Source organism: Dactylosporangium sp. NPDC049742 (genome assembly GCF_040674675.1).
Lineage (GTDB): Bacteria > Actinomycetota > Actinomycetes > Mycobacteriales > Micromonosporaceae > Dactylosporangium > Dactylosporangium maewongense.
This window is the reverse complement of sequence record NZ_JBFANF010000089.1, coordinates 1-26,680: the sequence shown is the minus strand read 5'-3', so window position 1 is coordinate 26,680 and position 26,680 is coordinate 1. Positions and strand designations below refer to the sequence as shown.

Below are 26,680 nucleotides of genomic sequence, written 5' to 3'. Positions count from 1 at the left end.
CGGAGAAGGCGATGCATCGAACGGACACCGAGACGCTCACCGTCGACGGCACGGACCCGATCTCCGGCGAGCTGGTCGCCCGCCTCGGCGAGGTGTGCGACCGCGCCGAGGCGCTCGGCGGCCGCGGCCGGGTGGTCGTGCACGCCTCCGGCGCTCCCACGCGGGCACAGACCGAAGGGCTGACCGTCGCGCTGGTGAGCCGGTGGGAGCGGGCGGTGCGGCGGCTGGAGCGGCTGCCGGTCACCCTCATCGGGGTCGCCGACGGCGACGTCGGCGGTCCCGCGCTGGACGCGTTGCTGGCCACCGACTACCGCGTCGCGACGCCTTCGGTGCGGCTGATCGTGCCCCCTGTCGCGACCGGCGACGCCGCCGGGCCGCCCGGATCCGAGGCCACCTGGCCGGGCATGGCGCTGTACCGGCTGGCGCACCAGGGCTCGCACACCGCCGCGGTCCGCCGGGCGCTGCTCTTCGGCGATCCGATCGGCGGGCTCGACGCGCTGGCCCTGCAACTGCTGGACGAGGTCACCGACGACGTCACGGCGGCGGTGGCGGCGTTCGCCGCCCGGACCGGGGACGTGTCGGGGCCGGAGCTCGCGATCCGGCGGCAGCTCATGATGGACGCCGGGACCACGAGCTTCGAGGAGGCCCTCGGCACGCATCTGGCCGCCTGCGACCGGACGCTGCGGCAGGAAGCGGCCCGGAGCCAGGGCGCCGCGGTATGAGCGGTGCGCAGCCGCCCACGGACCACTCCGTGGGCGGCGCCCTGCCGGACGCGGTGAAGGCGCTGGCGGCGGCCGCCGATCAGACCGCCGCCGTGCTCGAGAAGCTGCCCGCCTCGGACCGGCGGACCGCGCAGGACCGGGCGGCCGCCGCGGCGGCCAAGGCCGAGGTCCGGGCGCTGCGCTGCGCGTTCCTGGACGCGCACGTCGACGCGGTCTACGCCGAGCTGACCGGCGACCGCGCCCGGCACCTGCGCCTGGACGAGCTCGCCGAGTCCGCCGCGATCCGGTTCCCCGGCCTGGTGCCGACCGCCGAGCAACTCGCCGCCGACCGCGACCGGCCCCAGGCCGCCAAGGAAGGCCACGAGATCGACCAGGGCATCTTCTTCAACCGGGTGCTCGCCTCGCGTACCAGCGGGACACACCTGCTGGAAGCGATGCTCCGACCGACCGAGCGGGCGCAGCGGCTGCTGCCCGGGTTCGCCGGCACCGGAAGCGCCGACCTCGGCTCGGTCCGGCTCGAGCGGCGCGGCGCGGTCACCCACCTGACCCTGTGCCGCGACGACTGCCTCAACGCCGAGGACGGCCGCCAGGTCGAGGACATGGAGACCGCCGTCGACCTGGCGCTGCTCGACCCGGCCACGGAGGTCGGCGTCGTCCGTGGCGGCGTCATGACGCACCGCCGGTATCAGGGCCGGCGGGTGTTCAGCGCCGGCATCAACCTCAAGACCCTGCACCACGGCGGCATCCCGCTGGTCGGCTTCATCCTGCGCCGCGAACTGGGCTACATCCACAAGCTGCAGCGCGGGATCCTGCTCGACGAGCCGGCACGCTGGTCCGGGCGGACCGTCGAGAAGCCGTGGGTCGCCGCCGTGGACGGCTTCGCCATCGGCGGCGGGGCGCAGCTCCTGCTCGTGTTCGACCACGTCCTCGCTGCCGCCGACGCCTACGTCAGCCTGCCCGCGGCGCAGGAGGGCATCATCCCGGGCGCCTCCAACTTCCGTCTCGGCAGGGCGGCCGGCACGCGGTTCTCGCGCCGGCTCATCCTGCAGGGTCGCAAGGTCTGGGCCACCGAGCCGGACGCCAGGTACCTCATCGACGAGGTGGCCGACCCGGCCGCCCTCGACGACGCCGTCGACCGCGCCGCGGAGACGCTACGGGGCCCGACGATCGTCGCCAACCGGCACATGCTCATCGCCGCCGAGGAACCGCCGGACACCTTCCGCCACTACATGGCGGAGTTCGCTCTGCAGCAGGTGTTGCGCATGTACGACGACGACGTGCTGGACAAGGTGCGGCGCTTCTCCGAGCGGGGCGCGTGAGCGACGGCGGGCCGCCCCGGGTGCGGTACGCCAAGCGTGGCGGCGTCGCGTACGTGACGATCGACCGCCCGGCCGTGCTCAACGCGATGGACCTGCGCACGCACGAGGAGCTCTCGGCCGTCTGGGACGACTTCGAGGCCGACGACGAGCTCCGGGTCGCGGTGCTCACCGGCGCCGGCGACCGCGCGTTCTGCGTTGGGCAGGACCTTCGGGAGCGGGCCCGGCTGAACGCGGCCGGCGCGGCACCGACGACGTTCGGCAGCCGCGGCCAGCCCGGCTGGCCACGGCTCACCGAACGGTTCGACCTGAGCAAGCCCGTGCTCGCGCGGGTCGACGGCTATGCGCTGGGCGGCGGTTTCGAGCTGGCGCTGGCGTGCGACATCATCGTCGCCAGCGACCGGTCGGTGTTCGCCCTGCCGGAGGTCCGGCTCGGCCTGGTGCCCGGTGCCGGCGGTGCGTTCCGCCTCGCCAGGCAGCTGCCGCTGAAGGTCGCGATGGGGCACCTGCTGACCGGCCGGCAGATGACGGCCGAGGCGGCGCTGCGGGCGGGGCTGGTGAACGAGGTCGTGCCCGCCGACCAGCTCGACGCGTGCGTCGACGGGTGGACCGCGGACCTCGTGCGGGCCGCCCCGCTCGCCGTGCGCGCGATCAAGGAGTCCGTGCTGCGGTCGCTGGACATGCCGCTGCCGGACGCGTTCACGGCCACGTACCCGTGGGAGGCGCGGCGCATGCACAGCGAGGACGCCGCGGAGGGACCGCGCGCGTTCGCTGAGGGGCGCGAGCCCCGCTGGCGCGGACGCTGACCGCACACAACGCGAAGGCCGGCCTCGACGAGGCCGGCCTTCCGTCATTGCGGGAGGTTCACCAGCGCCACTCGCGCTTGTTGAACAGGTGCTCGGCGGTGATGCCCTGGTTGGCGCACCAGCCGAGGAACTCCTCGATCTGCTTGATCTGGTAGGTGTCCTCGTTGTAGGTCGTCGCCATGACGTGGCCCTGCCAGCTCTCCTCGCCCATCGCGTAGATGTAGGCCTCGTCCGAGCCGAGCTCCGTCATGATGGAGGCCGCCTGCTCGGCGTTGGAGCCCGACAGCTTCCGCGACTTGCTCATCTTCTTCGACACGGTGACGGTGAGGATCGCCTGGTACAGCCAGGTGAGCGGCGCGCCGTCGCACTCCATGCCCAGGAACGCCATGTCGGCCTTGCCGAGGTGGCTGCGGATGTGGCGGTACAGCACCGGATCGATGCCGGAGGAGTCCGCGCCGACGAAGATCTTCTTGCCGGCCAGCTCCACCCAGTAGGTCGACTTCGAGCGGATGTCGAGGTCGGAGTGCTCACCGAGGAACGGGGTGGCGGTCACCTTCCCGCCCGGGAACGGCACCTCGTCGAACTCGTCGACCTCGATGACGGGCAGGTTCATGCTGCGCAGGTACGCGCCGAGCGACGGGTCCACGATGCTGCCCTTGGAGGAGCGGGGCACCACGACCGCGCCGAGCCGCCCGCGCAGCTGCAGCAGCGTCTCCAGCACGATGTGGTCCTGGTGGCCGTGGGTGATGAGCACCAGGTCGATGAAGTCGGGCAGGTCGTCCAGCGTGTACCGGTCGCCCTTGGTGTTGTCGGCGCTGATGAACGCGTCGGTGACGATCGCGGCCTGCGGGGTCTGCATGACCAGGCAGGCGTGGCCGAAGTAGCGGATGCGGCCGCCGGCTTCGATGTGCCGGTCGGGGCTGAGGCTCGGCTTGGTGTCCAGCAGCCGGTCCAGCCACAGGGCCTGCGTGTCGTCGAGCTCCAGCGCCTCCCGGAGGCGGCCCGCCGTGGTCGGCTGGACGCGCGCCTTCACCAGCTCCTCGAGGCCGGGGTGGCGGAACGGCATGTGCAGGTCCAGCACCTTCGGGCCGGGCAGGCGCGGCGTGGCGAGGATGAACGGGCGCTCGACGCCGTCCTCCAGCGACAGCTGCACCGACTGGCGTGACTCGTCGAACATCGAGCTCTTGTAGACCACCGGCTCCATGAAGTGCAGGGAGGCCTGGTTGCCCGAGTCGTACGCCAGCTCGACCATGCCGTTGAGAATGCTCGGCAGCTTCGGGTACAGCGGCGTCAGGTCGAACCCGTTGGCCGACTCCCGCACCAGGTCGGCGCCCTCGATGATGGCCTTGGCGAAGGCCAGCATGTCGGCGCGGTCGCGCTTGATCGAGGCGAGCAGGTCGGCGACCTCCTGCTTGCGGGCCTCCTCGATGCCGACGAAGTAGCCGCCGCGCAGCTCCGGATTGTTCACCGCGGCGATGTGCACCTGGGGGTTCTCCAGGTACGACTCGAGCAGCGGCACCTGCAGGAAGGCGAGATTCATGGAGCCCTGCACCGGCGCGACGGTGTGCAGCCATGCGTAGAAGCGGTCTACCAGCGGCTCCAGAATCGCGTTGGACCGCAGGAACCGCGGCTCGCCAGCGTCACTCATCAGTGTCCTCCACGTAGATTGGTCAGGGCCGCGGAGACACGTCGGAAAGGTGGCCGGGAACTCGACTTTTCCAAGGATTGGGGCCCCGTGCGAACCACGTCTCCGCCACCACGCGCACCTGGCATCGCGAGGCCTCACTATGTCATCGGACCGCGATCGGGCCAACCGCGTCGGCGTGCGCCGGGAACGCGTCCGGCGTTCAACTGACGCGGCGCTCAGGTTGAACGGCTGATCGAACACTGTTGATCGGGGTGGCGTGCGGGTCATAGTGGGCTGCGTTTTTCCGGAGCCGTTCGGAAAAGGCAGTCCGTTTCCAGAAAGGGCGCGTGATGAACCCGTTCGACGACCCTGAAGGCACCTTCCTCGTCCTGGTCAACGACGAGGGGCAGCACTCGCTGTGGCCGGTCTTCGCCAACGTCCCGAAGGGCTGGACCACCGTGTTCGGTGAGGCGGGGCGCGCGGAGTGCCTCGAGTACATCGAGAAGTCGTGGACCGACATGCGCCCGAAGAGCCTCATCGAGGCGATGGAGCGGATGGAGCAGGAGAAGCGGGAGCAGGGCGTGGAGGTCCAGTCGGCCTGACCCTGCCGGAACGCACAGAGACGACAGGTCCTCCGCTCGCGCCGGCGAGCGGAGGACTTCTGTGTTCTGGCGGCGCGGTTCGGTCGGATGTTCTGGTGAATCGATGAGCCGGTGTTATGCTACAGTAGAACAATCACTGCGGAGAGACGGTGGGAGGAACGCTCCACGTGATCAATTTCCATGTCGACCGCGCCGACAGTGTCCCCGCGTATGCGCAGCTCATCAGGCAGGTCCGCGAAGCGATGCGGATCGGCGTGCTGCAGCCCGGGGACCAGCTGCCGACGGTGCGCAGCGTGGTGACCTCGTGCACCGTCAACCCGGGCACGGTCCTGAAGGCCTATCGGGAGCTGGAGTTGGCCGGCCTGGTGGAGGCGCGGCAGGGGGCCGGCACGTTCGTCACCGGCAAGCTGGGCGACGCCGATCCTCATGTCATGGCCAGGCTGCGCCACAGCCTCGCCCGCTGGCTGGAGCAGGCCCGGGAGGCGGGCCTCGAGGACGAGGACGTCCAGGCACTGATCGCCTCGGTGGCCGCCGAGGACCTGCTGCGCCGTTCACCGGCCGAAAACCGCCATGAGCAGGACGGACCGGTGCAGCGCGCCGGGTTCCGCAGGAAGGGAGACGCTGCGTGAGCGAGCAAGAGTTCGCGGTCGAGGCGCAGGGGCTGAGCAAGCGCTACGGCAAGATGTGGGCGCTGCGCGACTGCAGCTTCCAGCTGCCGGCCAACCGCATCATCGCGCTCGTCGGCGTCAACGGCGCCGGCAAGTCGACGCTGATGAGCATCATCTCCGGCATGCTGTCCTCCACGTCGGGTGCGCTGCTGGTCAAGGGCCGCCCGGTGGTGAAGGGCGGGACCGTGGGCGCCGACGCCGGCGGCCGGGTGGCGATCCTCGCGCAGGACAAGCCGCTGTACCGGGACTTCAGCGTGTCCGACATGCTGAAGTTCGGCCGGGCCACCAACCGTGTGTGGGACCAGCAGCGGGCGCTGTCCTGGTTGGACCGCTTCAACGTGCCGCTGGACCGGCGCTGCGGCAAGCTCTCCGGCGGCCAGAAGGCACAGGTCGCGCTCGCCGTGGCGCTGGGCTCCCGGCCCGACGTGCTGCTGCTGGACGAGCCGCTGGCCAACCTGGACCCGGTGGCCCGCTCCGAGGTGACTGGCGAGCTGCTCGCCGAGACGGCCGACAGCGACATGACCGTCATGCTCTCGACGCACATCGTGGCGGAGCTCAGCGACGTCGGCGACTACCTGCTGCTGCTGGACGCGGGCCGGCCGGTGCTGGCCGGCGAGATCGAGCAGCTGCTCGCCCGGCACCTGCGGTTCACCGGGCCCAGGGCGGACAAGCCGCCGATCGCGGGCAAGATCCTGCAGGCGCAGCACGCCGACCGGCAGTCGACCTTCATCGTCGAGGTCCCCGACGTGGCGGCCGCACCCGCGATCGTCGCGCCCGGCTGGACCGCGCAGCCCGTCTCCTTGGACCAGCTGGTCGTCACGACACTCAAGGCGTCCAACCAGGCGCGCAGGAATCTGGAGGCAGCGGCATGAGTTCGCTTACGCAGCGGCGGTCCGTGGTGGAGCACCACGACGGCTCCGGTTCCACCAGCGAACGGGGCGGCGGCATCTCCGGCATGCTGTGGCTGACCTGGCGCCAGCACCGCTGGGCGCTGCTGGGCTCGCTCATTCTGACCGCCGTGCTCGCGGGGTGGCTGCTCTACCTCTCCAGCGACATGATCAACATGTACAACCAGTGCAAGGACATCGATTGCCCCAGGTCCTCGCCGGAGGGCGCCGCGCTCTTCGGCGACTACGGACCGATCCGCCAGGCCGAGCTGCTCGGCGTTGTGCTGCGATACGTGCCGCTGCTGATCGGGTTGTTCCTCGGCGTCCCCGTGCTCGCCCGCGAGCACGAGCAACGGACCCTGCTGCTGGCCTGGAGCCAGGACTCCTCACCGATGCGCTGGCTGTGGAGCAAGCTGGCCGTGCTCGGCCTGTTCGTGGCCGCGATGACCACGGTGCTGTCGCTGGTCAGCGAGCGTGTGGCGGACTCCTACACGACCGTCGTCGGCGGTGGTCTGTTCCGTGACTCGATCTTCCTGGTCACCGGGATGCTCCCGCTCGCCGGCGGCCTGTGCTGGTTCGCGGTCGGCGTCGCCCTGGGCGCGGTCACGAAGCGCACGCTGCCGGCCATGTTCGCCACGCTCGTGGGCTTCATCGGTGTGATGCTCGCCGTCCAGTGGCGGTACCCCAACCTGATGCAGCCGAAGTCCATGTACTGGCGCATGGACCAGCCGCCCAGCAACGAGCTCGCCGACCCCAACGTGCTGGTGCTCACCAACAACGTGCTGATCGGCGGCGGCCAGGTGGAGAACGTGTTCGACGCGCCCGGGCACCCGATCACCTTCGCCGACCTGCAGCGCATGTGCCCGGACGCCAACCTGGACAACCCGCCCGCGGCGGAGGCGTGCATGCTCAGCAACCACCTGCTGACCTTCGCCACGTACCAGCCGAGCGACCGCATCCCGGTCTTCCACCTCATCATCGCCGGCGGCTACGTGGGCCTCGCCGTCGTCGCCCTCGTCGCGGTGTGGATGATCGTCCGCCGGACGGACCTCAGCGCCGGCTGATCCGACAGTCCCTTGTGGACGGTGCATGGTGTTCAACTGTCGCTGCGGCGCGGTTGAACACCATGCACCGTTTTCGTTTGCGCGTTGGTACCTTCGCCCGGCTGCCTGGCGATGATGGCGTGGCCCGCTCCGACGATCGCCGTTGTCTGAGTCGACGGCGCGGCCGACCGATCCATCACGCGAAGGGGCAGTGGCCGGACCATGAGCTATGTAACCGCCAACGGCATCAGGCTCGCCTACGACCGTTCCGGCACCGGCGACACCGTCCTGCTCATCATGGGCACCGGGGCCAGCGGCCGGACCTGGACGGCGCATCAGACGCCGGCGCTCAACCGGGCCGGGTACCAGACCATCACCTTCGACAACCGCGGCATCAAGCCGTCGGACGTCCCGCCCGGCCGGTACAGCCTCGATGACATGGTCGCCGACACCATCGGGCTGGTCGAGGCGCTGGACGCCGGGCCGTGCCACCTCCTCGGCACGTCCCTCGGTGCCGTGATCGCCGAGGAGATCGCGCTGCGCCGCCCGGAACTGGTGCGGTCCGCGGTGCTGATGGCCACCAGGTCCCGCTCCGACCTCGCCCGCCGGGCGCTGGGCCGGGCGGACCAGGCGCTCAACGAGAGCGGCCTGCGGCTGCCGGGAAGCTATGCGGCGGCCACGACGGTGCTGCAGATGTTCTCGCCGAAGACCCTGAACGACGACGCGACCGTCTCGCTGTGGCTCGACGTGTTCGAGCTGTCCGGCGACACCGAACCCAACGGGCAGGACTGGGTCGACGTCGGCGCGGACCGGCGGGAGCTGCTGCGCGGGATCACCGTGCCGTGCCGCGTGATCGCCTTCACCGATGACCTGATCTGCCCGCCGCATCTGGGTGCCGAGGTGGCCGACGCGATCCCCGACTGCGACTTCGTGGAGATCGGCGACGCGGGTCACCTCGGGAACCTGGAACGGCCGGACGAGGTCAACACCGCCGTCATCGACTTCTTCGACAAGTTCTGACCCACGGGTGTTCAACTGACGGGCGCCGAGGTTGAACAGTGCGCCCGCGGGTTGCATAGCGGGTCCGTCCGCGGTGTGCGTCGTGGGCGAGGACGCCGCCGCGTTCACACGACTGAACGGCGGAATCCTGTTGTAGCGTCGCGGCGCCGGACGAGATCCGGCGCGATCCCCACTCCTGTGCCTTGAGAAAGGGCGGCGTCATGAACCCGTTCGACGATCCCGACGGCAGGTTCCTCGTCCTGGTCAACGACGAAGGGCAGCACTCGTTGTGGCCGGTCTTCGCGAATGTCCCGAAGGGCTGGACCACCGTGTTCGGCGAGGCGGGGCGCGAGGAGTGCCTCGAGTACATCGAGAAGAACTGGACCGACATGCGCCCCAAGAGCCTCATCGAGGCGATGGAGCGGCAGGACCTCGAGCGTCAGACCGCCTGAGCCACCCGGCCGGGCCGCGATGGGCGCGGTGACGGCACAGCCCGCAGAAGGAGGACAGCCATGATCATCGACGATGCAGGTCGCCGGGCCGTTGGCGCCGCCTTTCTCGACCAGGCCGGGCGGCACGCCGACGCGATGGCGTTGACGCTGTACCGCGGCTCGAACGAGACCGAGCACCCCGCCCTCACCTATGCGGAGCTCGCCCGGCGAGCCGGTCTGCGCGCGGATGCGCTCGCGGCCCGGCTGGCCCCCGGCGAGCGGGTGCTGATCTCGCTGCCGACCGGCACCGAGTTCGTCGAGCTGTACCTGGCGTGCATGCTCGCCGGGCTCGTCGCGGTGCCGACGCCGCCGCTCGCCGGCTCGCCCGTCGCCGCGGAGCGGGTCGCGGTGATCGTCGCGGACTGCACGCCGGCGCTGGTGTACGCCACCGGCGCCGACCGGGACGCGGTCGTCGAGCGGCTCCGCTCCCACGGACTCGGCCACGTCCCCGTCGAGGCGCCCGGCGACGCGGGCACCGGCGACCCGGCGGCGCGGCCCGCCCGCAACGTGTCACCCGACATGCTCGCCGTGCTGCAGTACAGCTCCGGGTCCACCGGCTCGCCCAAGGGCGTGATGCTCGACCACGGCAACGTCCTGGCGAACATCGCGGCGCTGCGCAGGTTCGCCGGCCTCGGCGCGCCGGGTGACGTGTTCGGCAACTGGATGCCGCTGCACCACGACTTCAGCCTCTTCGGCCAGCTCACCGTCGCGCTGCTGCACGGCGTCCCGTCGGTGCTGATGTCGCCGGGGGAGTTCGTCCGGCGGCCGGTGGAGTGGTTGCGGATGCTGGACCGGTTCGGCGCCACGGTGACCGCCGGGCCCAACTTCGCATTCGGCCTGTGCCTGCGGCTCATCAAGGACGAGCACCTCGACGGCCTCGACCTGTCGGCGATGAGCTCGTTCATCAACGGGTCGGAGCCCATCCACGCGCCAACGATGGCCGCGTTCGCGAAGCGGTTCGCCCGGGTCGGCCTGCGGCCGGAGATCTTCACGCCCGGGTACGGCATGGCGGAGACGGCGGTCTTCGTGTCCTCCTGCCCGCGCGACCGGCAGCCGGCCGTGCTCGTCGTCGACCCCCGCGAGGCGGAGACCGCCGGGCACCCGCGGCTGGTGCGCAGCACCGGCGGCACCGGCAAGGAGGTCGTCGGTGTCGGCGCGCCCGGCGCCCACGAGCTGCGCGTCGTCGACCCGCAGACCCGCGCGGCGCTGCCGGACACGGCGATCGGCGAGATCTGGCTGCGGGGCGCGGCGATCGGCCGGGGTTACTGGGACAAGCCGGAGCTCTCCACCGAGATCTTCCAGGCGCGTCTGGACGGCGAGCCGGACGACGCGCCCGGCTGGCTGCGCACCGGCGACCTCGGCGCCGTCGTCGACGGCGAACTGTTCATCACCGGCAGGACCAAGGAGATGGTGATCGTCCGGGGGCGCAACCTGTTCCCGCACGACCTGGAGCAGCACGCCCGGCTGGCGAACGCCGCCCTCGACGGGTTCGTCGGCGCGGCCTTCGGCGTCGACGCGCCCGACGAGCGCATCGTCGTGATCCACGAGGTCGACCCGCGGGTGCCGGCCGGTGACCTGCCGGGCGTCGCCAACGACGTCCTGCGGCACCTCACCACCTCGTTCGGCGTGCCCGTCCGCAACGTCGTGCTGGTCCGCCGGGGCACCGTCCGCCGCACGACGAGCGGGAAGATCCAGCGCCGCGCGATGCGTGAACAGTTCCTCGCCGGTCAGGTCGCGGCGCTGCACAGCGTGCTGGATCCACAGGTACAGCGGCTGATAGCGGTCGAACCGCGGTGACGGCGCCGGCCACGGGGGCCAGGACGGTCGTGACGGTCCTGGAAGAGATGCTCGGCGATCCTGACAGCACTGCCCGCGAGGTCGCGGCGCTCGACGCCGCGGAGGCGTTCCCGGCCACGATCTGCGCCCGGCTCGACGCGTTCGGGCTGGCCGGCTACTACGTGCCCGTCGAGGCCGGTGGCAGGCTCGCCGACCATGAACTGCTGCTGCGGCTCTGGCGGGCGGTCGCGCGCCGGGACGTGAGCACCGCCGTCGCGCACGCCAAGACGTACCTGGGCGTCGCACCGGTCTGGATCGCCGGGCGCGCGGACCAGGCCGCCCGCGTCGCCGGACTGGTGCTCGACGGCGCCGTGGTGAGCTGGGCGCTGTCGGAGCGGGAGCACGGCGCCGACCTGACCAACGGCGCATGCACCGCGGCCCCGCACGGCGGCGGCTACCGGCTCGACGGCGTGAAGTGGCCGATCAACAACGCCACCCGCGCGCGGCTGCTCACCGTGCTGGCCCGCACCAGCCCACGCGGCGGCGCGCGCGGCCACAGCCTCGTGCTGTTCGACAAGACCACGGCGGCGCCCGGCACCTGGCGGGTACTGCCGAAGGCACCGACGCACGGCAACCGGGGCCTCGACGTGTCCGGCATCGAGTTCGCCGGCGCCGACATCCCGGCCGGCGCCCGTATCGGCGCGGAAGGGTCGGGCGTCGAGACGGTGCTGCGCGCGCTGCAGCTGACCCGGACCATGTGCGCGGTGCTGTCGCTCGGCGCCGGCGAGCACGCCGTCCGGCTCGCCGCCCGCCACCTCGCGACCCGGCCCGGCCGTCAGCACGCGCCGCACGCCCCGGTACTGGCCCGCTGCGCCGCGTTCCTCGCCGCGGTCGAGGCGGCCGCGCTGGTCAGCAGCCGCGCCATCCACGGCCTGACCGCCGAGATGAGCGTCGTCTCCGCCGTGGTCAAGGGCCTCGCCCCGACGCTGGTCGACGCGAGTCTGGCGGGGCTGGCGGACCTGCTCGGCGAGCACGCCGTGCTGACCGCCGCCGGCGGGACGGCTGCCGGCGGGACCGGCGCGTTCCAGAAGGTGCGGCGCGACCACCAGGTCGTCTCGATCTTCGACGGCAGCACGCCCGTCAACCGGGCCGCGCTGATCCAGCAGTTCCCCCGTCTGGTGCGCGGCTACGCCGACGCGGCCGTGGACGCCGACGGGCTGCGGCAGGCCACGGCCGTCGGCTCGCCGGTGCGGGCCCTGCACCCGGCGGCGCTGACGCTCGTCTCGCGCCACGGCTGCTCCCTCGTCCAGTCACTCCCGCGGCTCGCCGCGTCCCTCGCCGCCAGCGCCGGCGCCGCGTCCCTCGCCGCCAGCGCCGGCGCCGCGGACCTCGCTGCCGGCGACGCGACGCTCGGCCTGGCGCACCAGGCCGCCGCGCTCCGCGGACTCGCCGACCTGCTGCACGCGCGGATGGCCGGCACCCGGCTCGCGGCCCGGCCGGCCATGGCCGCGTACGAGCTCGCCGCCGCCTACGAACTCTGCTACGCCGGCGCCGCCTGCCTGCATGCGTGGAGCGCCGGGCAGACCGCGCACCGCGGCGAACCCCTGTGGGAGGACGCCCTGTGGGCGCGGGCCGCGCTCCGCGCGCTGCTGGCCCGGCTCGCCCGCACCCTGCGGACGCCGCCGCCGGCCGCCGCCCCCGGCGACGAGCAGATCGACGACGCGCTGGTGCGGGCGGTCACCGACGCCGTCGAGCGAGGCACCCCGGTGACGCCGTTCGGCGACCCGATGCCGGCCGTGGCGTTCGACCGGCCGTCGGTTGCCGGCGGGGGTGCCGATGCGCGCTGAGGAGCTCGATGCGCTGCTCGGCGACCCGTGGGACACCGCGAACCCGGTCGGTCACGCCGCCGTCATCCACGCCGACGAGCGGCTGGAGATGCTGGCCGAGGGTGAGCGGCTGCTCGACCGGCTCAACGTGCACGCCGAGTCCGTCCCCGCCCACCTCGGCGGCCGCCTCGAACGCGCCGACCATCTCGCCGCCGTCCACCGCACGCTGTGGCGGCGCGACCCGAGCCTGGCCGTCGGCCACGCGTTCGGCTCGTTCGCCGGATCCGCCGCCGTCTGGGCGGCCGGCACGCAGGACCAGCGGCGCCAGACCGCCGACCTGCTCCTGGCCGGCGGCAGGATCGCGACCGCCCTGCGGGAGCCCGACGAGGACAGCGCCGCGGCCGGCACCGCCCGGCGGGAGACCGGGCGCTGGCGGCTCGACGGCCGCCACGAGCTCGTCGCGAACCTCGCCGGGGCCGACGCGGCCGTGCTGACCGCCGGCACCACCGAGTCGCCCGGCCGCCGCCGCTTCCTGGTGTCCCGCGCCGACCTGCGCGCCACCGGCGTGCGGGACCTGCCGCGCCGCGGCAGCACCGGGCTGCGCGGCGTGGTCCTCGGCGGCGTGGAGCTGCGCGACTGCGCGGTGCCCGCCGACACGCTCATCGGTGACGACGCCCGGCCCGACGGCACGGCCCGGGCGACGCAGCTCGTCCTGGCGGTCCTGGCGTCGTGCACCGTCGGCCCGCTCGACACCGCGCTGCGCTGCGCGCTCGGGTTCGCGGCCGGCCGCCGGCTCTACGGCGCGACCGCCGCCGACATCCCGTACGTCCGCGCCGTCATCGCCCGCGCCTACGCGGACCTGCTGGCGGCCGACGCCCTCGCGGCGGTGACGCTGCGCGCGGTGCACCTGTCGCCGGCCGCCGCCGTGTACGCCCCCGCGGCCCGGTATCTGACGTCGCGACTCGCCCTCGACGCGTGCGAGGACCTGCGCTCGGTGCTCGGCGCCCAGGGGTACCTGCGCGAGGGCACCTACGCGATCTTCCAGAAGATGACCCGTGACCTTGCGGCGGCCGCCGTCATCCAGCTGCCGGGCACCGCCTGCCTGCCGGCCGTCCTCCCGCATCTCGCCCGGCCGGCCGGACTTCACGCGCCGCAGGACCCGCCGGCCGATCCGCGGCTGTTCCGGCTCGGCGGCGACCTCCCACCGCTGGACCTGCATCGGGCCGTCCCCGCCCAGCCGGGCGGCGACCCCGTCATCGGTGCGATCGCCGGCCGGGAACCGGACGGTGGGCCGGTGGGCCGGTTCGTTGCCCGCTTCCGCGACGAACTGCGGTCACTGCGGGAGCAGAGTGCGGCCGTGCCACCGCGGTACCGCGTCACCCTCGCGCACCGGTACACGGTGCTGCTCGCGGCGGCGTCCGCGCTCGCCGTGTGGGAGCACGGCGGCGACCGGCCCGGCGAACCCGAACTGCTCGGCGTCCTCGACCGGCTGGCCGGCCGCCTCGACGGCGGTGCCGTCCTCACCGACGCCGAACGCGAACGCACCGAGGAGCACCTGTTCGCCGCCGCCGCCGAACGCCACCGCGGCGGCGCACCGCTCGACCTGACCGCACGGCCCACGCCAGGCCCTGGAGGAGACCGATGACCGAACAGATGACCGGCGCCGCGCCGACGCGCGACGCCGTCCGCGGCTGGCTCGTCGCACGCGTCGCGCACTACCTCGAGGAGCCGCCGGAGGCCATCGACGCCGAGGCGGACCTCGCCCGGTACGGCCTGGAGTCGGTGTACGCCTTCGCGCTCTGCGGCGAGATCGACGAGGCGTGGGGCGTGAACATCGAACCGAGCCACATCTGGGACGTGGAGAACCTCGCCGAACTCGCCGACCTCGTCGTCGAGGCGGCCGGCGCCCCGCCGTCGCACTGACCTTGTCCGAACCAAACCGCGTTGTCGTGTCGAGGATTTGGGGTTGACCGTCATGGGTGGGTCTGAGCACGAACTCCGGGAGCTGATGTCCGGGCAGCTCGGCGTCTGGTACGCCCAGCAGTTCGCCCCCGCGAGCCCGGCGTACAACCTGGGCGAGTACACGGAGCTGCGGGGTGCGCTCGACGTCGAGCTGTTCGCCGACGCGCTGCGGCACACGCTCGACGAGGCCCACGCGTACCGGATCCGGCTCCGCCTCGACGGCGGGACCCCGCGGCAGTACGTCGCGCCCACCGCCGCCTACCCCATCGAGGTCGTCGACCTGCGCTCCGAGGCCGACCCGCGGGCGGCCGCCGAGCGGTGGATGTGGACCGACGTCAACCGGCCGGTCGACCTGCTCGGCGACTGGCTCACCGGCAACGCCGTCCTGCGGCTGGACGACGAGCACACCATCTGGTTCCAGCGGGCGCACCACCTCGCCGTCGACGGGTCCGGCATGTCGGCCTTCGGGCACCGCCTCGCCGAGGTGTTCGGCGGGCTGGTCGACGGCGGCGCACCCGTCGGCAGCCCCCTGGCGCCGCTGTCGGTGCTGCTGGAGTCCGACGAGGAGTACCGGCGGTCGGACGGCCGCGACCGGGACCGCGGCCACTGGCTCGACGTCCTGTCCGGCGCCCCCGAACCGGGCGTGACGCGGGGACACCAGACCAGCCGGCTGGCGGACCGGCCGGTGCAGCACCGGCACGACATCGGCACGGGCGACACCGTCGCCCTGACCGGCGCGGCGCGCAGGCTGCGCACCACCTTCGCGGGCCTGGTGGTCGCCGCCGCGGCCGCCTACCGGCACCGCGTCACCGGCGCCCGGGACATCGTCCTCGGCGTCGCCGTCAATGGCCGCACGCAGCTGCGCGAGCTCGGCATCCCCGGCATGACCGCCAACATCGTGCCGGTCAGGGTCGCCGTGACCCCGCACACGTCGGTCGCGGACCTCCTCGGTCAGGTCGCGCGGTCGATCCGGGGCGGGCTGCGGCACCAGCGGTACCAGTACACCGACGCCATGGCCGACCTCGGGCTCGTCGGCGGCGGCCTGCTGTTCGACACGGTCGTCAACGTCCTGCCGCTCAACCACCCGGCCCGGTTCGGCAACTGCGCCGCGACGTACACCGGCATGGTCACCGGCCCCGTCGACGAACTGCGGCTCAACGTGTACTACCGGTCGGCGGTCGACGAGATCTTCGCGACCATGGAGCTGAACCGGCACCTGCACGACGAGGCGGCGGGCGAGACCGTCGGCCGGCACTTCCTGCGGGTGCTGGACTGGTTCACCGAAGCCGCCCCCGACGCCGCGGTCGGCGACATCCCGCTGCTCGACGACGCCGAGCTGCACCGGGTGGTGGTGGAGTGGAACGACACCGCGGTCCCGGTCGCGGACGCGACGCTGCCGGAGCTGTTCGCGGCGCAGGTGGCGCGGACGCCGGACGCTCCCGCGCTGGTGTTCGAGGGTGTACCGGTGTCGTACGCCGAGCTGGACGACCGCGCGGCACGGATGGCACGGCTGCTGATCGAGCGGGGCGTGGGTCCGGAGTCCGTGGTGGGTGTTCAACTGCACCGCGGTGTGGACATGGTCGTCGCCCTGCTGGGTGTGCTGAAGGCCGGCGCGGCGTACCTGCCGATCGACCCGGACCTGCCGGCCGAGCGGGTGGCGTTGATGACGGCGGACGCCGCCTACGTGGTCACCGACGAGACCGACGCGTCCGGCTTGGCTCCCGCTGAGGATGTACCGGTGCTGCCGGGCAACCCGGCGTACGTCATCTACACGTCGGGTTCGACGGGACAGCCCAAGGGCGTCGTCGTGTCGCACGCCGGGATCGTCAACCGTCTCATGTGGATGCAGTCCCGGTTCGGGCTGCAGCCTGGGGACCGCGTGCTGCACAAGACGCCGTTCGGGTTCGACGTCTCAGTGTGGGAGCTGTTCTGGCCACTCATCCAGGGCGCCGTCATGGTGATCGCCCGCCCGGGCGGCCACCGCGACCCCGCCTACGTGGCCGACCTCATCCTCGACGACCAGGTCGACACCGTGCACTTCGTGCCGTCGATGCTGGAGGCGTTCCTCGCCACCCCGGAGGCCTCCGCGTGCGTGGGCCTGCGCCGGGTCGTGTGCTCCGGCGAGGCCCTCGGCGCGGCCGTGCGGGACCGGTTCTTCGAGGTCCTGCCCGGCACAGGGTTGTTCAACCTGTACGGCCCGACCGAGGCCTCCGTCGACGTCACCGAGTTCGAGGCCGTCGCGGACGGTTCGCCGGTCGTGCCGATCGGCCGCCCGGTGTCCAACACCCGGGTGTACGTGCTGGACGACCGGCTCGCGCCGCTCCCGGTGGGCGTGGCTGGGGAGCTGTATCTGGCCGGTGTCCAGTTGGCCCGTGGCTACGCGAACCGTCCGGGTCTGACCGCTGACCGGTTCGTGGCGGACCCGTTCGACGACGGTGGTCGCCTGTACCGCACCGGCGACGTCGTCCGGTGGAGCACCGACGGCAACCTCGTCTACCTGGGCCGGTCCGACGACCAGGTGAAGATCCGCGGGTTCCGCATCGAGCCCGGCGAGATCGAAGCGGTCCTGGCGCAGCACCCTGACGTCGACCACGTCGTGGTGCTCGCCCGCGACGGGCGGCTCGTGGCGTACGTCGTGGGCACCGTCGACAGTGGAGCGTTGCGGGAGTTCGCTGCGACGCGGCTGCCGGAGTACATGGTGCCCGCCGCCGTCGTGACGCTCGACGCGTTGCCGGTCACCGCCAACGGCAAGCTCGACCGCAAGGCGCTGCCCGCACCGGACTTCGCCGCCGCCGCACCCGGGCGCGCGCCGGCGAACGCCCGGGAAGAACTGCTGTGCCAGGGATTCGCCGAGATCCTCGGCTTCCCGGCGGTCGGGGTCGACGACGACTTCTTCAGCCTCGGCGGGCACTCGCTCCTCGCCGCCCGGCTGATGGAGTGGCTGCGCGCCCGGGGAGTCTCCGTGTCGCCGCAGGTGCTGTTCGACGCACCGTCACCGGCCCGGCTTGCCGCCGTGGCCGGACCCGTCACCGCGGCGGTCCCGGACAACCTGATCCCGCCGGGCGCGGAGGTCATCACCCGGCAGATGCTGCCGCTGGTCGACCTGACCGACGCGGAGCTGCACGCGGTGCTGTCCGCCGTGCCCGGGGGAGCGGCCAACGTCGCCGACGTCTACCCCCTCGCCCCGCTGCAGGAAGGCCTGCTGTTCCACCACCTGCTGGCGGGCGGCGGCGACGACGCGTACGTCACCCCCTTCGTCCTGGAGTTCGACGACCGCACCCGCGTCGACGCGTTCGCCGCCGCGCTGCAGCAGGTGATCGACCGGCACGACGTGTTCCGCACGGCGGTGCTGTGGACCGGGCTCCGCGAGCCCGTCCAGGTCGTGCTGCGCTCAGCGGCGCTGCCGGTCACCCCGGTCAGCCTCGCCGAGGACACCCCGGACCCGGCCGCGGCGCTGGTGTCGGCCGTCGGGCTGGTGATGGACCTCGGCCGGGCGCCGCTGCTCGACCTGCACGTCGCCGAGCGCGCCGACGGGCGCTGCCTCGGGCTGCTGCGGCTGCACCACATCGTGCAGGACCACACCACGCTCGAACTCGTGCAGGACGAGATCGGCGCCATCCTCGCCGGTCGCGCCGACGCGCTGACCGAACCGGTGCCGTACCGCGACTTCGTCGCCCAGACCCGGGCCGGGCTGTCGAGCGACAGCCACGACGCCCACTTCCGGGAGCTGCTGGCCGGCGTCGACGAGCCGACCGCCGCGTTCGGCGTGACCGACGTGCGCGGCGACGGGTCCGGGCTGGCGACGGCCACCATCGACCTCGACGCCGGCGTGGTGCACCGGCTGCGCGACGTCGCCCGCCGGCTGGGCGCCAGCCCGGCGACGATCACGCACGTCGCGTGGTCCCGGGTGCTGGCCGTGGTCTCCGGCCGCGACGACGTCGTGTTCGGCACGATGCTCCTCGGCCGCATGAACGCCGGGACCGGCTCGGACCGCAGGTCCGGGCTGCTGATGAACATGCTGCCGGTCCGGGTCCGCACCGGCGGCACCGGCGTCCTGTCCGCGGTCGCCGGCATGCGGAGCCAGCTGGCCGGCCTGCTGGCCCACGAGCACGTGCCGCTGACGCTGGCGCAGCGGGCGAGCGGACTGCCGTCGGACACGCCGCTGTTCAGCTCGATGCTGAACTACCGGCACAACCGGCCCGGCGCCGTCGAACTGGCCGGCATCAGGACGCTCCTCGTCCGCGAGCGCACCAACTATCCGCTGTCGGTCGTCGTCGACGACAACGGTGCGGGCCTCGGCGTGATCGTGGACGCCGTCGCACCGATCGACCCGGCCGCCGTGGCGGCGATGGTGTCCGTCGCGCTCGACGGCGTGGTGACGGCCCTGGAACGCGCGCTGGACGGCGACGCGGAGGCGTCGCTGTCCCAGGTCGGCGTCCTGGACCCGGCGTCGCTGGACCGCGTGCTGGTGGAGTGGAACGACACCGCTGTCCCGGTGGCGGCCTCGACGTTGCCGGCGTTGTTCGCGGCGCAGGTGGCGCGGACGCCGGATGCCCCTGCCGTCGTTTTCGACGGTGTACCGGTGTCGTACGCGGAGCTGGACGACCGGGCGTCGCGGTTGGCGCGGCACCTGATCGACCACGGCGTCGGCCCGGAGTCCGTGGTGGGTGTCCGCCTGCACCGCGGCGTAAACCTGGTCGTCGCCCTGCTGGGTGTGCTGAAGGCCGGCGCCGCCTATCTGCCGATCGACCCGGACCTGCCGGAGTCGCGGATGGCGTTGATGACCGCGGACGCCGCCTTCGTGGTGACAGAGGAGCTCGACGCGTCGGGGCTACCGCCGGTCGGCGATGTGCCGGTGTTGCCGGACAACCCGGCGTACGTCATCTACACATCCGGCTCGACCGGGCAACCCAAGGGCGTGGTGGTGTCGCACGCCGGCATCGTGAACCGTCTCGTGTGGATGCAGTCCCGGTTCGGGCTGCAGCCGGGGGACCGTGTTCTGCACAAGACGCCGTTCGGGTTCGACGTGTCGGTGTGGGAGCTGTTCTGGCCGTTGATCCAGGGTGCGGTGATGGTGATTGCCCGCCCTGAGGGTCACCGGGATCCGGCGTACGTGGCGGACCTGATCCGGTCGGAGCGGGTCGACACGGTGCACTTCGTGCCGTCGATGCTGGAGGCGTTCCTCGCCGCACCGGAGGCTGGGTCGTGCGTGGGTCTGCGCCGGGTGGTGTGCTCCGGTGAGGCGCTGGGCGCGAGCGTGCGGGATCGGTTCTTCGAGGTGCTGCCGGACGTCGGGTTGTTCAACCTGTACGGCCCGACCGAGGCGTCGGTGGACGTCACCGAGTTCGAGGTGGTGGCGGATGGTTCGCCGGTGGTGCCGATCGGCAAGCCGGTCTTCAATACCCGCACTTACGTCCTTGACGACCGGCTCGCACCGGTCCCGGCGGGCGTGGCTGGGGAGTTGTACCTGGCCGGTGTCCAGTTGGCCCGTGGCTACGCGAACCGTCCGGGTTTGACGGCGGACCGTTTCGTGGCGGACCCGTTCGGTGATGGTGGCCGCCTGTACCGCACCGGCGACGTGGTCCGGTGGGACGCGGACGGCAATCTCGTCTACCTGGGCCGCTCGGACGAGCAGGTGAAGATCCGCGGGTTCCGGATCGAGCCGGGCGAGGTCGAGGTGGTGCTGGCGCAGCACCCCGGCGTGGACCAGGTCGCGGTGCTCGCTCGGGATGGGCGGCTTGTGGCGTACGTTGTCGGTGCCGCCGACGGCCCGACGCTGCGGACGTTCGCAGGCGAACGGTTGCCGGAGTACATGGTGCCTTCGGCCGTCGTGACCCTCGACGCGCTGCCGGTCACGGTGAACGGCAAGCTCGACCGTAAGGCGCTGCCCGCACCCGACTTCGCCGCGGCCGCCGGTGTGGGTCGTGGACCGGCCGACGCCCGCGAGGAACTGCTGTGCCTCGCGTTCGCCGACGTCCTGGGCGTCGACGCCGTCGGCGTCGACGACGACTTCTTCGCCCTCGGCGGGCACTCCCTGCTCGCGGTGCGCCTGTCCGAACGGCTCCGGACGCACGGCATCTCGGTGCCCGTTCGGGCGCTGTTCGACGCCCCGTCCCCGGCCCGGCTGGCGGCGGTCGCCCGCACGGCGACCACGCAGGCACCGGCGAACCGCATCCCGGCGGAGGCGAAGGCGATCACGCCGGACATGCTGCCGCTGGTGGAGCTGACCGATGCCGAGATCCAGACGGTGGTCGGCACGGTCCCCGGCGGCGCCGGCAACGTGAAGGACATCTACCCGCTCACGCCGCTGCAGGAAGGCATCCTGTTCCACCACCTCCTCGCCGACGGCGGCGAGGACGTCTACGTCACGCCGCTCGCGATCGAGTTCGACGACCGTGACCGGCTCGACCGGTTCATCGCGGCGCTCGGGCAGATCATCGAGCGGCACGACGTGTTCCGCACCTCGGTGCACTGGGAAGGGCTGCGGGCACCGGTGCAGGTCGTGCGGCGCTCGGCCACCCTGCCGGTCACCGAGGCCGGCCTCGGCGGCGGCGCCGACCCGCTCGCCGACCTGATCGCGTCGGTCGGGCTGGTCCGGGATCTCCGCACCGCCCCGCTGCTCGACCTGCGGATCGCGGAGCGCGCCGACGGCCGGTGGCTGGGCCTGATCCTGATGCACCACGTCGTGCAGGACCACACGACACTCGAGATCCTCCAGGACGAGGCGAAGGCGATCCTGGCCGGCCACGGCGACGAGCTGCCGGAGCCGCTGCCGTACCGCGACTTCGTCGCACAGACCCGGGCCGGCCTGCCGGGCGCCGCCCACGAGGACCACTTCCGCCGGCTGCTGGCCGGGGTCGACGAGCCCACGGCGGCCTTCGGCATCAGCGACGTGCGCCGCGACGGCACCGACGTCGTCACCGCACACGCGGCGCTCGCCCCGGAGCTCGGCGCACGGCTGCGCGACGCGGCCCGGCAGCTGGGCGTCAGCCCGGCGACCGTCATGCACGTGGCCTGGGCGCGGGCCCTGGCGGTGATGTCCGGCCGCGACGACGTCGTGTTCGGCACCGTGCTGCTGGGCCGCCTGAACGCCGGTGCCGGCGCCGACCGGGTGCCGGGCCTGTTCATGAACACGCTCCCCGTCCGGGTGCCGACCGCCGACCTCGACGCCGTCGCCGCCGTCACGGCGATGCGCGGCCAGCTGGCGGGGCTGCTGGAGCACGAGCACGCCCCGCTCGCCCTGGCACAACGGGCCAGCGCGCTGCCCTCGGACGAGCCGCTGTTCACCACGCTGCTGAACTACCGCCACAACACCGCCCGCCCGGATTCGGCGGTGCTGTTCGACGGCGTGCGGCAGGTGTTCCTCCGCGAGCGGACCAACTACCCGCTGTCCGTGGCGGTCGACGACAACGGCGACGGTTTCGGGTTCGTCGTCGACGCGGTCGGGCCGATCGACCCGCGGGCGGTCGCCGACATGCTGCACACGGTGGTCGCCGGCCTCGTGTCCGCGCTCGATACCGGCCTCGCCGGTGGCGGAGCCACCCCGCTGTCGGGCATCGACGCGCTCGACGCCGCCGCCCTGGACCGCCTGCTGGTGCAGTGGAACGACACCGGCGTCCCGGTCGCCGACGCGACGCTGCACTCGCTCTTCGCGGCCCAGGTGGCGCGGACGCCGGACGCCGCTGCGTTGGTCTTCGAGGGCGAGTCGGTCTCGTACGCGGAGCTGAACAACCGTGCGGCGCGGCTGGCGCGGCTGTTGACCGACCGTGGTGTCGGCCCCGAGTCGGTGGTGGGTGTCCGCCTGCCCCGTGGCGTGGACATGGTGGTGGCGCTGCTGGGCGTGCTGAAGGCGGGGGCGGCGTACCTGCCGATCGACCCGGACCTGCCGGAGTCGCGGGTGGCGCTGATGACCGCGGACGCGGCCTACGTGGTCACGGAAGAGACGGACGCGAGCGGGTTGTCGCCCGCCGAGGACGTGCCGGTGCTGCCGGCGAACCCGGCCTACGTCATCTACACGTCTGGGTCGACGGGACAGCCCAAGGGCGTGGTGGTCCCGCACGCCGGAATCGTCAACCGTCTCGTGTGGATGCAGGCGCGGTTCGGGCTGCAGCCGGGGGACCGGGTGTTGCACAAGACGCCGTTCGGGTTCGACGTGTCGGTGTGGGAGCTGTTCTGGCCGCTGATCCAGGGCGCGGTGATGGTGATCGCCCGCCCCGACGGTCACCGCGACCCGGCGTATGTCGCCGAGCTGATCCGGTCGGAGCGGGTCGACACGGTGCACTTCGTGCCGCCGATGCTGGAAGCGTTCCTCGCCACCCCGGAGGCCGCCGGTTGCGTGGACCTGCGGCGGGTGGTGTGCTCCGGCGAGGCCCTCGGTGCGGCCGCGCGGGACAGGTTCTTCCAGGTGCTGCCCGGCGTCGGGCTGTTCAACCTGTACGGCCCGACCGAGGCTTCTGTGGACGTCACCGAGTTCGAGGTGGTGGCGGACGGTTCTCCGGTGGTGCCGATCGGCAAGCCGGTCTTCAACACCCGCACCTACGTCCTGGACGACCGGCTCGCTCCGGTGCCGGCTGGGGTCGCGGGCGAGCTGTATCTCGCCGGCGTCCAGCTGGCCCGCGGGTACAACAACCGTGCCGGGTTGACGGGGGAGCGGTTCGTCGCGGACCCGTTCGGTGATGGTGGTCGCCTGTACCGCACCGGCGACGTGGTCCGCTGGGACACGGACGGCAACCTGGTGTATCTGGGCCGCTCGGACGAGCAGGTGAAGATTCGCGGGTTCCGGATCGAGCCCGGCGAGGTCGAAGCGGTCCTGGCGCAGCACCCGGACGTGGACCAGGTCGCGGTGCTGGCCCGGGATGGGCGGCTTGTCGCGTACGTCGTCGGCGCCGCCGACGGTGCGGCGCTGCGGGAGTTCGCCGCGGTGCGACTGCCGGAGTACATGGTGCCAGCCGCCGTCGTGACGCTCGACGCGCTCCCGGTCACCGTGAACGGCAAGCTCGACCGCAAGGCGCTGCCCGCGCCCGACTTCGCGGCGAACGCCGGGGCCGGACGCGGGCCGGGCAGCGTGCACGAGGAGCTGCTGTGCCTCGCGTTCGCCGAAGTCCTCGGGCTCGACACGGTCGGGGTCGACGACGACTTCTTCGCCCTCGGCGGGCACTCGCTGCTCGCGGTGCGTCTCGTCAGCAGGGTCCGGGCGGTCTTCGACGTCGAACTGCCGCTCCGGGTGCTGTTCGAGGCCCGGACGCCGGTCGCACTGGCCGGCCGGCTGGCGAGCGCGGCATCGGCCCGGCAGCCGCTGGTCCCGTGGGTGCGTCCCGAGCGGCTGCCGTTGTCCTCCGCGCAGCAGCGGCTGTGGTTCATCGGCCAGCTGGAAGGCCCCAGCGCGACATACAACGACCCGGTCACGCTGCGCCTGTCCGGCGACCTCGACACGGCGGCGCTCGAGGCGGCGCTCCGCGACGTCATCGGCCGGCACGAGGCGCTGCGCACGGTGTTCCGCACCGCCCCGGACGGCCTGCCCTACCAGCACGTCATCGCCGTCGACGACCTGGACTGGCGGCTGCAACTGCTCCACGCGGACCCCGCCGAGGTCCGTGCCGAGGTGGCCGTGGCGACCCGGCACGCGTTCGACCTGGCGGTCGAGGTGCCGATCCGGGCGTCGCTGATCAGCGACGGGTCCGGCGCTTCGGTGCTGGTCGTCGTGGTGCATCACATCGCCGGTGACGGCTGGTCGATGGTGCCGTTGGCGGCGGACGTGTCGGTGGCTTACCAGGCACGGCTGGCCGGGCAGGCGCCGGTGTGGGTGCCGTTGCCGGTGCAGTACGCGGACTATGCGCTGTGGCAGCGGGAGCTGCTGGGTGACGAGTCCGACCCGGACAGCCTGATCTCGCGGCAGGTGGCGTACTGGCGTGCGGCCCTGGCGGGTGCGCCGGAGGAGCTGACGCTGCCCGTGGACCGGCGGCGGCCGGCGGTGGCGAGTCATCGTGGGTTCACGGCGCCGGTGCAGACGGGTGCGGAGCTGCACGCGCGGTTGCTGGAGGTGGCGCGGGAGCAGGGCGTGACGGTGTTCATGCTGCTGCAGGCCGGGCTCGGGGTCCTGCTGTCGAAGCTGGGCGCGGGCACGGACATCCCGATCGGCACGCCGGTCGCGGGCCGTACCGACGAAGCCCTCGACAACCTCGTCGGCAGCTTCGTCAACACGCTGGTGATGCGGACCGACGTCTCCGGCGACCCGACGTTCGCGGAGCTGCTGGCACGGGTCCGCGAGACGAGTCTGGCCGGGCTCGAGCACCAGGACGTGCCGTTCGAGCGGCTGGTGGAGGAGCTGGCGCCGAGCCGCTCCCTGGCCCGGCACGCCCTGTTCCAGGTGATGCTGACCGTCCAGAACATCGCCGGCGCCGTGGTGGACCTTCCCGGCGTGGACGTCGAGGAACTCGACGCTGCGGCGGACGACGTCTCGGCCAGGTTCGACCTCAACACCATCCTCGCCGAGACCTTCGCCGCCGACGGCACCCCCGCCGGCCTGCGCGGCGTCCTGACCGGCGCCACGGACCTCTTCAACGCCGACACCGTCGCGTCGATCGCCGGGCGCTGGGTGCAGGTGCTGGAGACGCTACTTGCCGACCCTGACCTGCGGATCTCCGCGGTGGACGCGCTGGGTTCGGCCGAGCGCGCCCTCGTGCTCTCCGAGTGGAACGCCACGGCCGATGCGTCCGTGGATGCGTTGACGATTCCGCAGTTGTTCGCGGTGCAGGTGGCGCGGGCGCCGGAGGCCCCAGCGGTGGTGTGTGACGGCGTCACGATCTCGTTTGGCGAGCTTGATGCGCGGTCGGATCGGGTCGCTGCGCTGCTGGCCGGGCTGGGTGTTGGTCCCGAGCGGCTGGTCGGCGTCTGCATGGAGCGCGGCATCGACCTGATGGTGGCGCTGCTCGGCGTGGCGAAGGCCGGTGGTGCGTATCTGCCGATCGACCCGGAGTATCCGGTGGAGCGGGTCCGGTTCATGGTGGCCGACGCCGCCCCGACCGTTGTGCTGGCCTCGTCAGCGACGGCAGGCCTGTTTGACGGTGCCGTGGTGCTGGACGAGACGGTCCTGCCGATGGCGTTCGACCAGAACGTGCGGCTGTTGCCGTCGCATCCGGCCTACTGCATCTACACGTCGGGTTCGACGGGTGTGCCGAAGGGCGTGCTGGTGTCGCACGCCGGCATTGCGAGCCTGGTCGCAGGTCACGAACGCTGGCTGGGCGTCGGCCCCGGGGATCGGGTTGGGCAGTTCGCGTCGGCCGGGTTCGACACGTTCGGCTGGGAATGGATGATGGCGCTGCTGCGAGGGGCGGCGCTGGTCGTAATCCCGGCCGAGCGGCGGTTCGGCGCGGCGCTCGTCGGTCTGCTGAAGAGCGAGCGGGTCTCCGTGGTGACACTCCCACCCGCGGTCCTCGGCATGCTCGACCCCGCGTCGGTGGACCCGTCGGTGACGCTGATCGTGGCTGGTGAGGCGTGCTCGCCGGACCTGGTGGCGCGGTGGGCTCCGGGTCGGCGGATGTTCAACTCGTACGGTCCGACGGAGACGACGGTGGACGCCACGTTGTGGCGGTGTGACGCCGTGGCCGGGTTGGTGGCGATCGGCCGTCCGGTGGTGAACACGCGTGTCTATGTGCTGGATGACGCGTTGTCGCCGGTGCCTGTGGGCGTGGCCGGTGAGTTGTACGTCGCCGGTGCTGGTTTGGCTCGCGGTTACGTCGGTCAGCGGCGGTTGACGGCGGAGCGGTTCGTCGCGGACCCGTTCGGGCACAGCGAACGGTTGTATCGCACGGGTGACGTGGCGCGGTGGACTACGAGCGGTGATCTGGTGTTCGTAGGCCGTGCCGATGACCAGGTGAAGATCCGCGGGTTCCGGATCGAGCCGGGTGAGGTGCAGGCCGTCCTGGCCGCGCACCCTGACGTGCAGCAGGTCGCCGT

Annotated in this window: 15 protein-coding genes; 14 read left to right on the top strand and 1 reads right to left on the bottom strand. The window is 72.5% G+C overall.

All coding sequences use genetic code 11. The features are described from left to right. Positions 1-11 precede the first annotated feature (11 nt). The 3 genes from dpgB to dpgD are packed head-to-tail and all read left to right on the top strand — an operon-like array spanning position 12 to position 2,844. Positions 12-722, top strand: coding sequence for an enoyl-CoA-hydratase DpgB (dpgB, locus tag AB0J72_RS53405; RefSeq protein ID WP_363415144.1), 711 nt, complete (start codon positions 12-14; stop codon positions 720-722). Beyond that, positions 719-2,041 (top strand): (3,5-dihydroxyphenyl)acetyl-CoA 1,2-dioxygenase DpgC, encoded by a 1,323-nt coding sequence (dpgC, locus tag AB0J72_RS53400; RefSeq protein WP_363415141.1) that lies wholly within the window; start codon positions 719-721, stop codon positions 2,039-2,041. Before dpgB ends, dpgC begins: the two co-directional genes overlap by 4 nt. After that, positions 2,038-2,844, top strand: a complete 807-nt coding sequence (dpgD, locus tag AB0J72_RS53395; RefSeq protein WP_363415138.1) for an enoyl-CoA-hydratase DpgD — start codon at positions 2,038-2,040, stop codon at positions 2,842-2,844. The genes dpgC and dpgD overlap by 4 nt, the downstream gene beginning before the upstream one ends. A 58-nt stretch (positions 2,845-2,902) precedes the next feature. Here dpgD and AB0J72_RS53390 read toward each other — a convergent pair whose 3' ends face one another. Beyond that, positions 2,903-4,492, bottom strand: a complete 1,590-nt coding sequence (locus AB0J72_RS53390; RefSeq protein WP_363415136.1) for an MBL fold metallo-hydrolase — start codon at positions 4,490-4,492, stop codon at positions 2,903-2,905. 329 nt (positions 4,493-4,821) lie between these two features. Here AB0J72_RS53390 and AB0J72_RS53385 point away from each other — a divergent pair, with 329 nt between their 5' ends. The 11 genes from AB0J72_RS53385 to AB0J72_RS53335 all read left to right on the top strand — a co-directional run. Further along, complete coding sequence (locus AB0J72_RS53385) at positions 4,822-5,073, top strand: MbtH family protein (protein WP_363415133.1); 252 nt, start codon at positions 4,822-4,824, stop codon at positions 5,071-5,073. A 167-nt stretch (positions 5,074-5,240) separates the two neighbouring features. Then, positions 5,241-5,702, top strand: a complete 462-nt coding sequence (locus AB0J72_RS53380; protein WP_363415130.1) for a GntR family transcriptional regulator — start codon at positions 5,241-5,243, stop codon at positions 5,700-5,702. After that, positions 5,699-6,613: an ABC transporter ATP-binding protein gene (locus AB0J72_RS53375; protein WP_363415126.1), complete on the top strand. Its 915-nt coding sequence runs from the start codon at positions 5,699-5,701 to the stop codon at positions 6,611-6,613. Before AB0J72_RS53380 ends, AB0J72_RS53375 begins: the two co-directional genes overlap by 4 nt. Continuing rightward, positions 6,610-7,692: an ABC transporter permease gene (locus AB0J72_RS53370; RefSeq protein ID WP_363415123.1), complete on the top strand. Its 1,083-nt coding sequence runs from the start codon at positions 6,610-6,612 to the stop codon at positions 7,690-7,692. The genes AB0J72_RS53375 and AB0J72_RS53370 overlap by 4 nt, the downstream gene beginning before the upstream one ends. 201 nt (positions 7,693-7,893) lie before the next feature. Next, positions 7,894-8,691 carry an alpha/beta fold hydrolase gene (locus tag AB0J72_RS53365; protein ID WP_363415121.1) on the top strand — a complete coding sequence of 266 codons (798 nt, stop codon included), beginning with the start codon at positions 7,894-7,896 and terminating at the stop codon, positions 8,689-8,691. 200 nt (positions 8,692-8,891) lie between these two features. Next, positions 8,892-9,122 (top strand): MbtH family protein, encoded by a 231-nt coding sequence (locus AB0J72_RS53360; protein WP_363415118.1) that lies wholly within the window; start codon positions 8,892-8,894, stop codon positions 9,120-9,122. Positions 9,123-9,182: 60 nt separating this feature from the next. After that, positions 9,183-10,958, top strand: coding sequence for a fatty acyl-AMP ligase (locus AB0J72_RS53355; protein WP_363415115.1), 1,776 nt, complete (start codon positions 9,183-9,185; stop codon positions 10,956-10,958). Positions 10,959-10,987: 29 nt separating this feature from the next. Next, a complete protein-coding gene (locus AB0J72_RS53350; RefSeq protein ID WP_363415112.1) occupies positions 10,988-12,784 on the top strand; it encodes an acyl-CoA dehydrogenase family protein in 1,797 nt (598 codons plus the stop codon). Next, entirely contained in the window at positions 12,774-14,408 is a 1,635-nt protein-coding gene (locus AB0J72_RS53345; RefSeq protein WP_363415109.1) for an acyl-CoA dehydrogenase family protein, read from the top strand. Before AB0J72_RS53350 ends, AB0J72_RS53345 begins: the two co-directional genes overlap by 11 nt. Then, positions 14,405-14,686 carry an acyl carrier protein gene (locus tag AB0J72_RS53340; RefSeq protein WP_363415106.1) on the top strand — a complete coding sequence of 94 codons (282 nt, stop codon included), beginning with the start codon at positions 14,405-14,407 and terminating at the stop codon, positions 14,684-14,686. The genes AB0J72_RS53345 and AB0J72_RS53340 overlap by 4 nt, the downstream gene beginning before the upstream one ends. A 52-nt stretch (positions 14,687-14,738) precedes the next feature. Continuing rightward, positions 14,739-26,680, top strand: an 11,942-nt coding sequence (locus AB0J72_RS53335) for an amino acid adenylation domain-containing protein (protein WP_363415103.1), incomplete at its 3' end; no start/stop codon positions are given.

Bases quoted from the DNA above. Each gene is read 5' to 3' on its own strand.
- dpgB (WP_363415144.1), top strand. From the start codon at position 12: ATGCATCGAACGGACACCGAGACGCTCACCGTCGACGGCACGGACCCG.
- dpgC (WP_363415141.1), top strand. From the start codon at position 719: ATGAGCGGTGCGCAGCCGCCCACGGACCACTCCGTGGGCGGCGCCCTG.
- AB0J72_RS53390 (WP_363415136.1), bottom strand. From the start codon at position 4,492: ATGAGTGACGCTGGCGAGCCGCGGTTCCTGCGGTCCAACGCGATTCTG.
- AB0J72_RS53385 (WP_363415133.1), top strand. From the start codon at position 4,822: ATGAACCCGTTCGACGACCCTGAAGGCACCTTCCTCGTCCTGGTCAAC.
- AB0J72_RS53370 (WP_363415123.1), top strand. From the start codon at position 6,610: ATGAGTTCGCTTACGCAGCGGCGGTCCGTGGTGGAGCACCACGACGGC.
- AB0J72_RS53365 (WP_363415121.1), top strand. From the start codon at position 7,894: ATGAGCTATGTAACCGCCAACGGCATCAGGCTCGCCTACGACCGTTCC.
- AB0J72_RS53360 (WP_363415118.1), top strand. From the start codon at position 8,892: ATGAACCCGTTCGACGATCCCGACGGCAGGTTCCTCGTCCTGGTCAAC.
- AB0J72_RS53355 (WP_363415115.1), top strand. From the start codon at position 9,183: ATGATCATCGACGATGCAGGTCGCCGGGCCGTTGGCGCCGCCTTTCTC.
- AB0J72_RS53345 (WP_363415109.1), top strand. From the start codon at position 12,774: ATGCGCGCTGAGGAGCTCGATGCGCTGCTCGGCGACCCGTGGGACACC.
- AB0J72_RS53340 (WP_363415106.1), top strand. From the start codon at position 14,405: ATGACCGAACAGATGACCGGCGCCGCGCCGACGCGCGACGCCGTCCGC.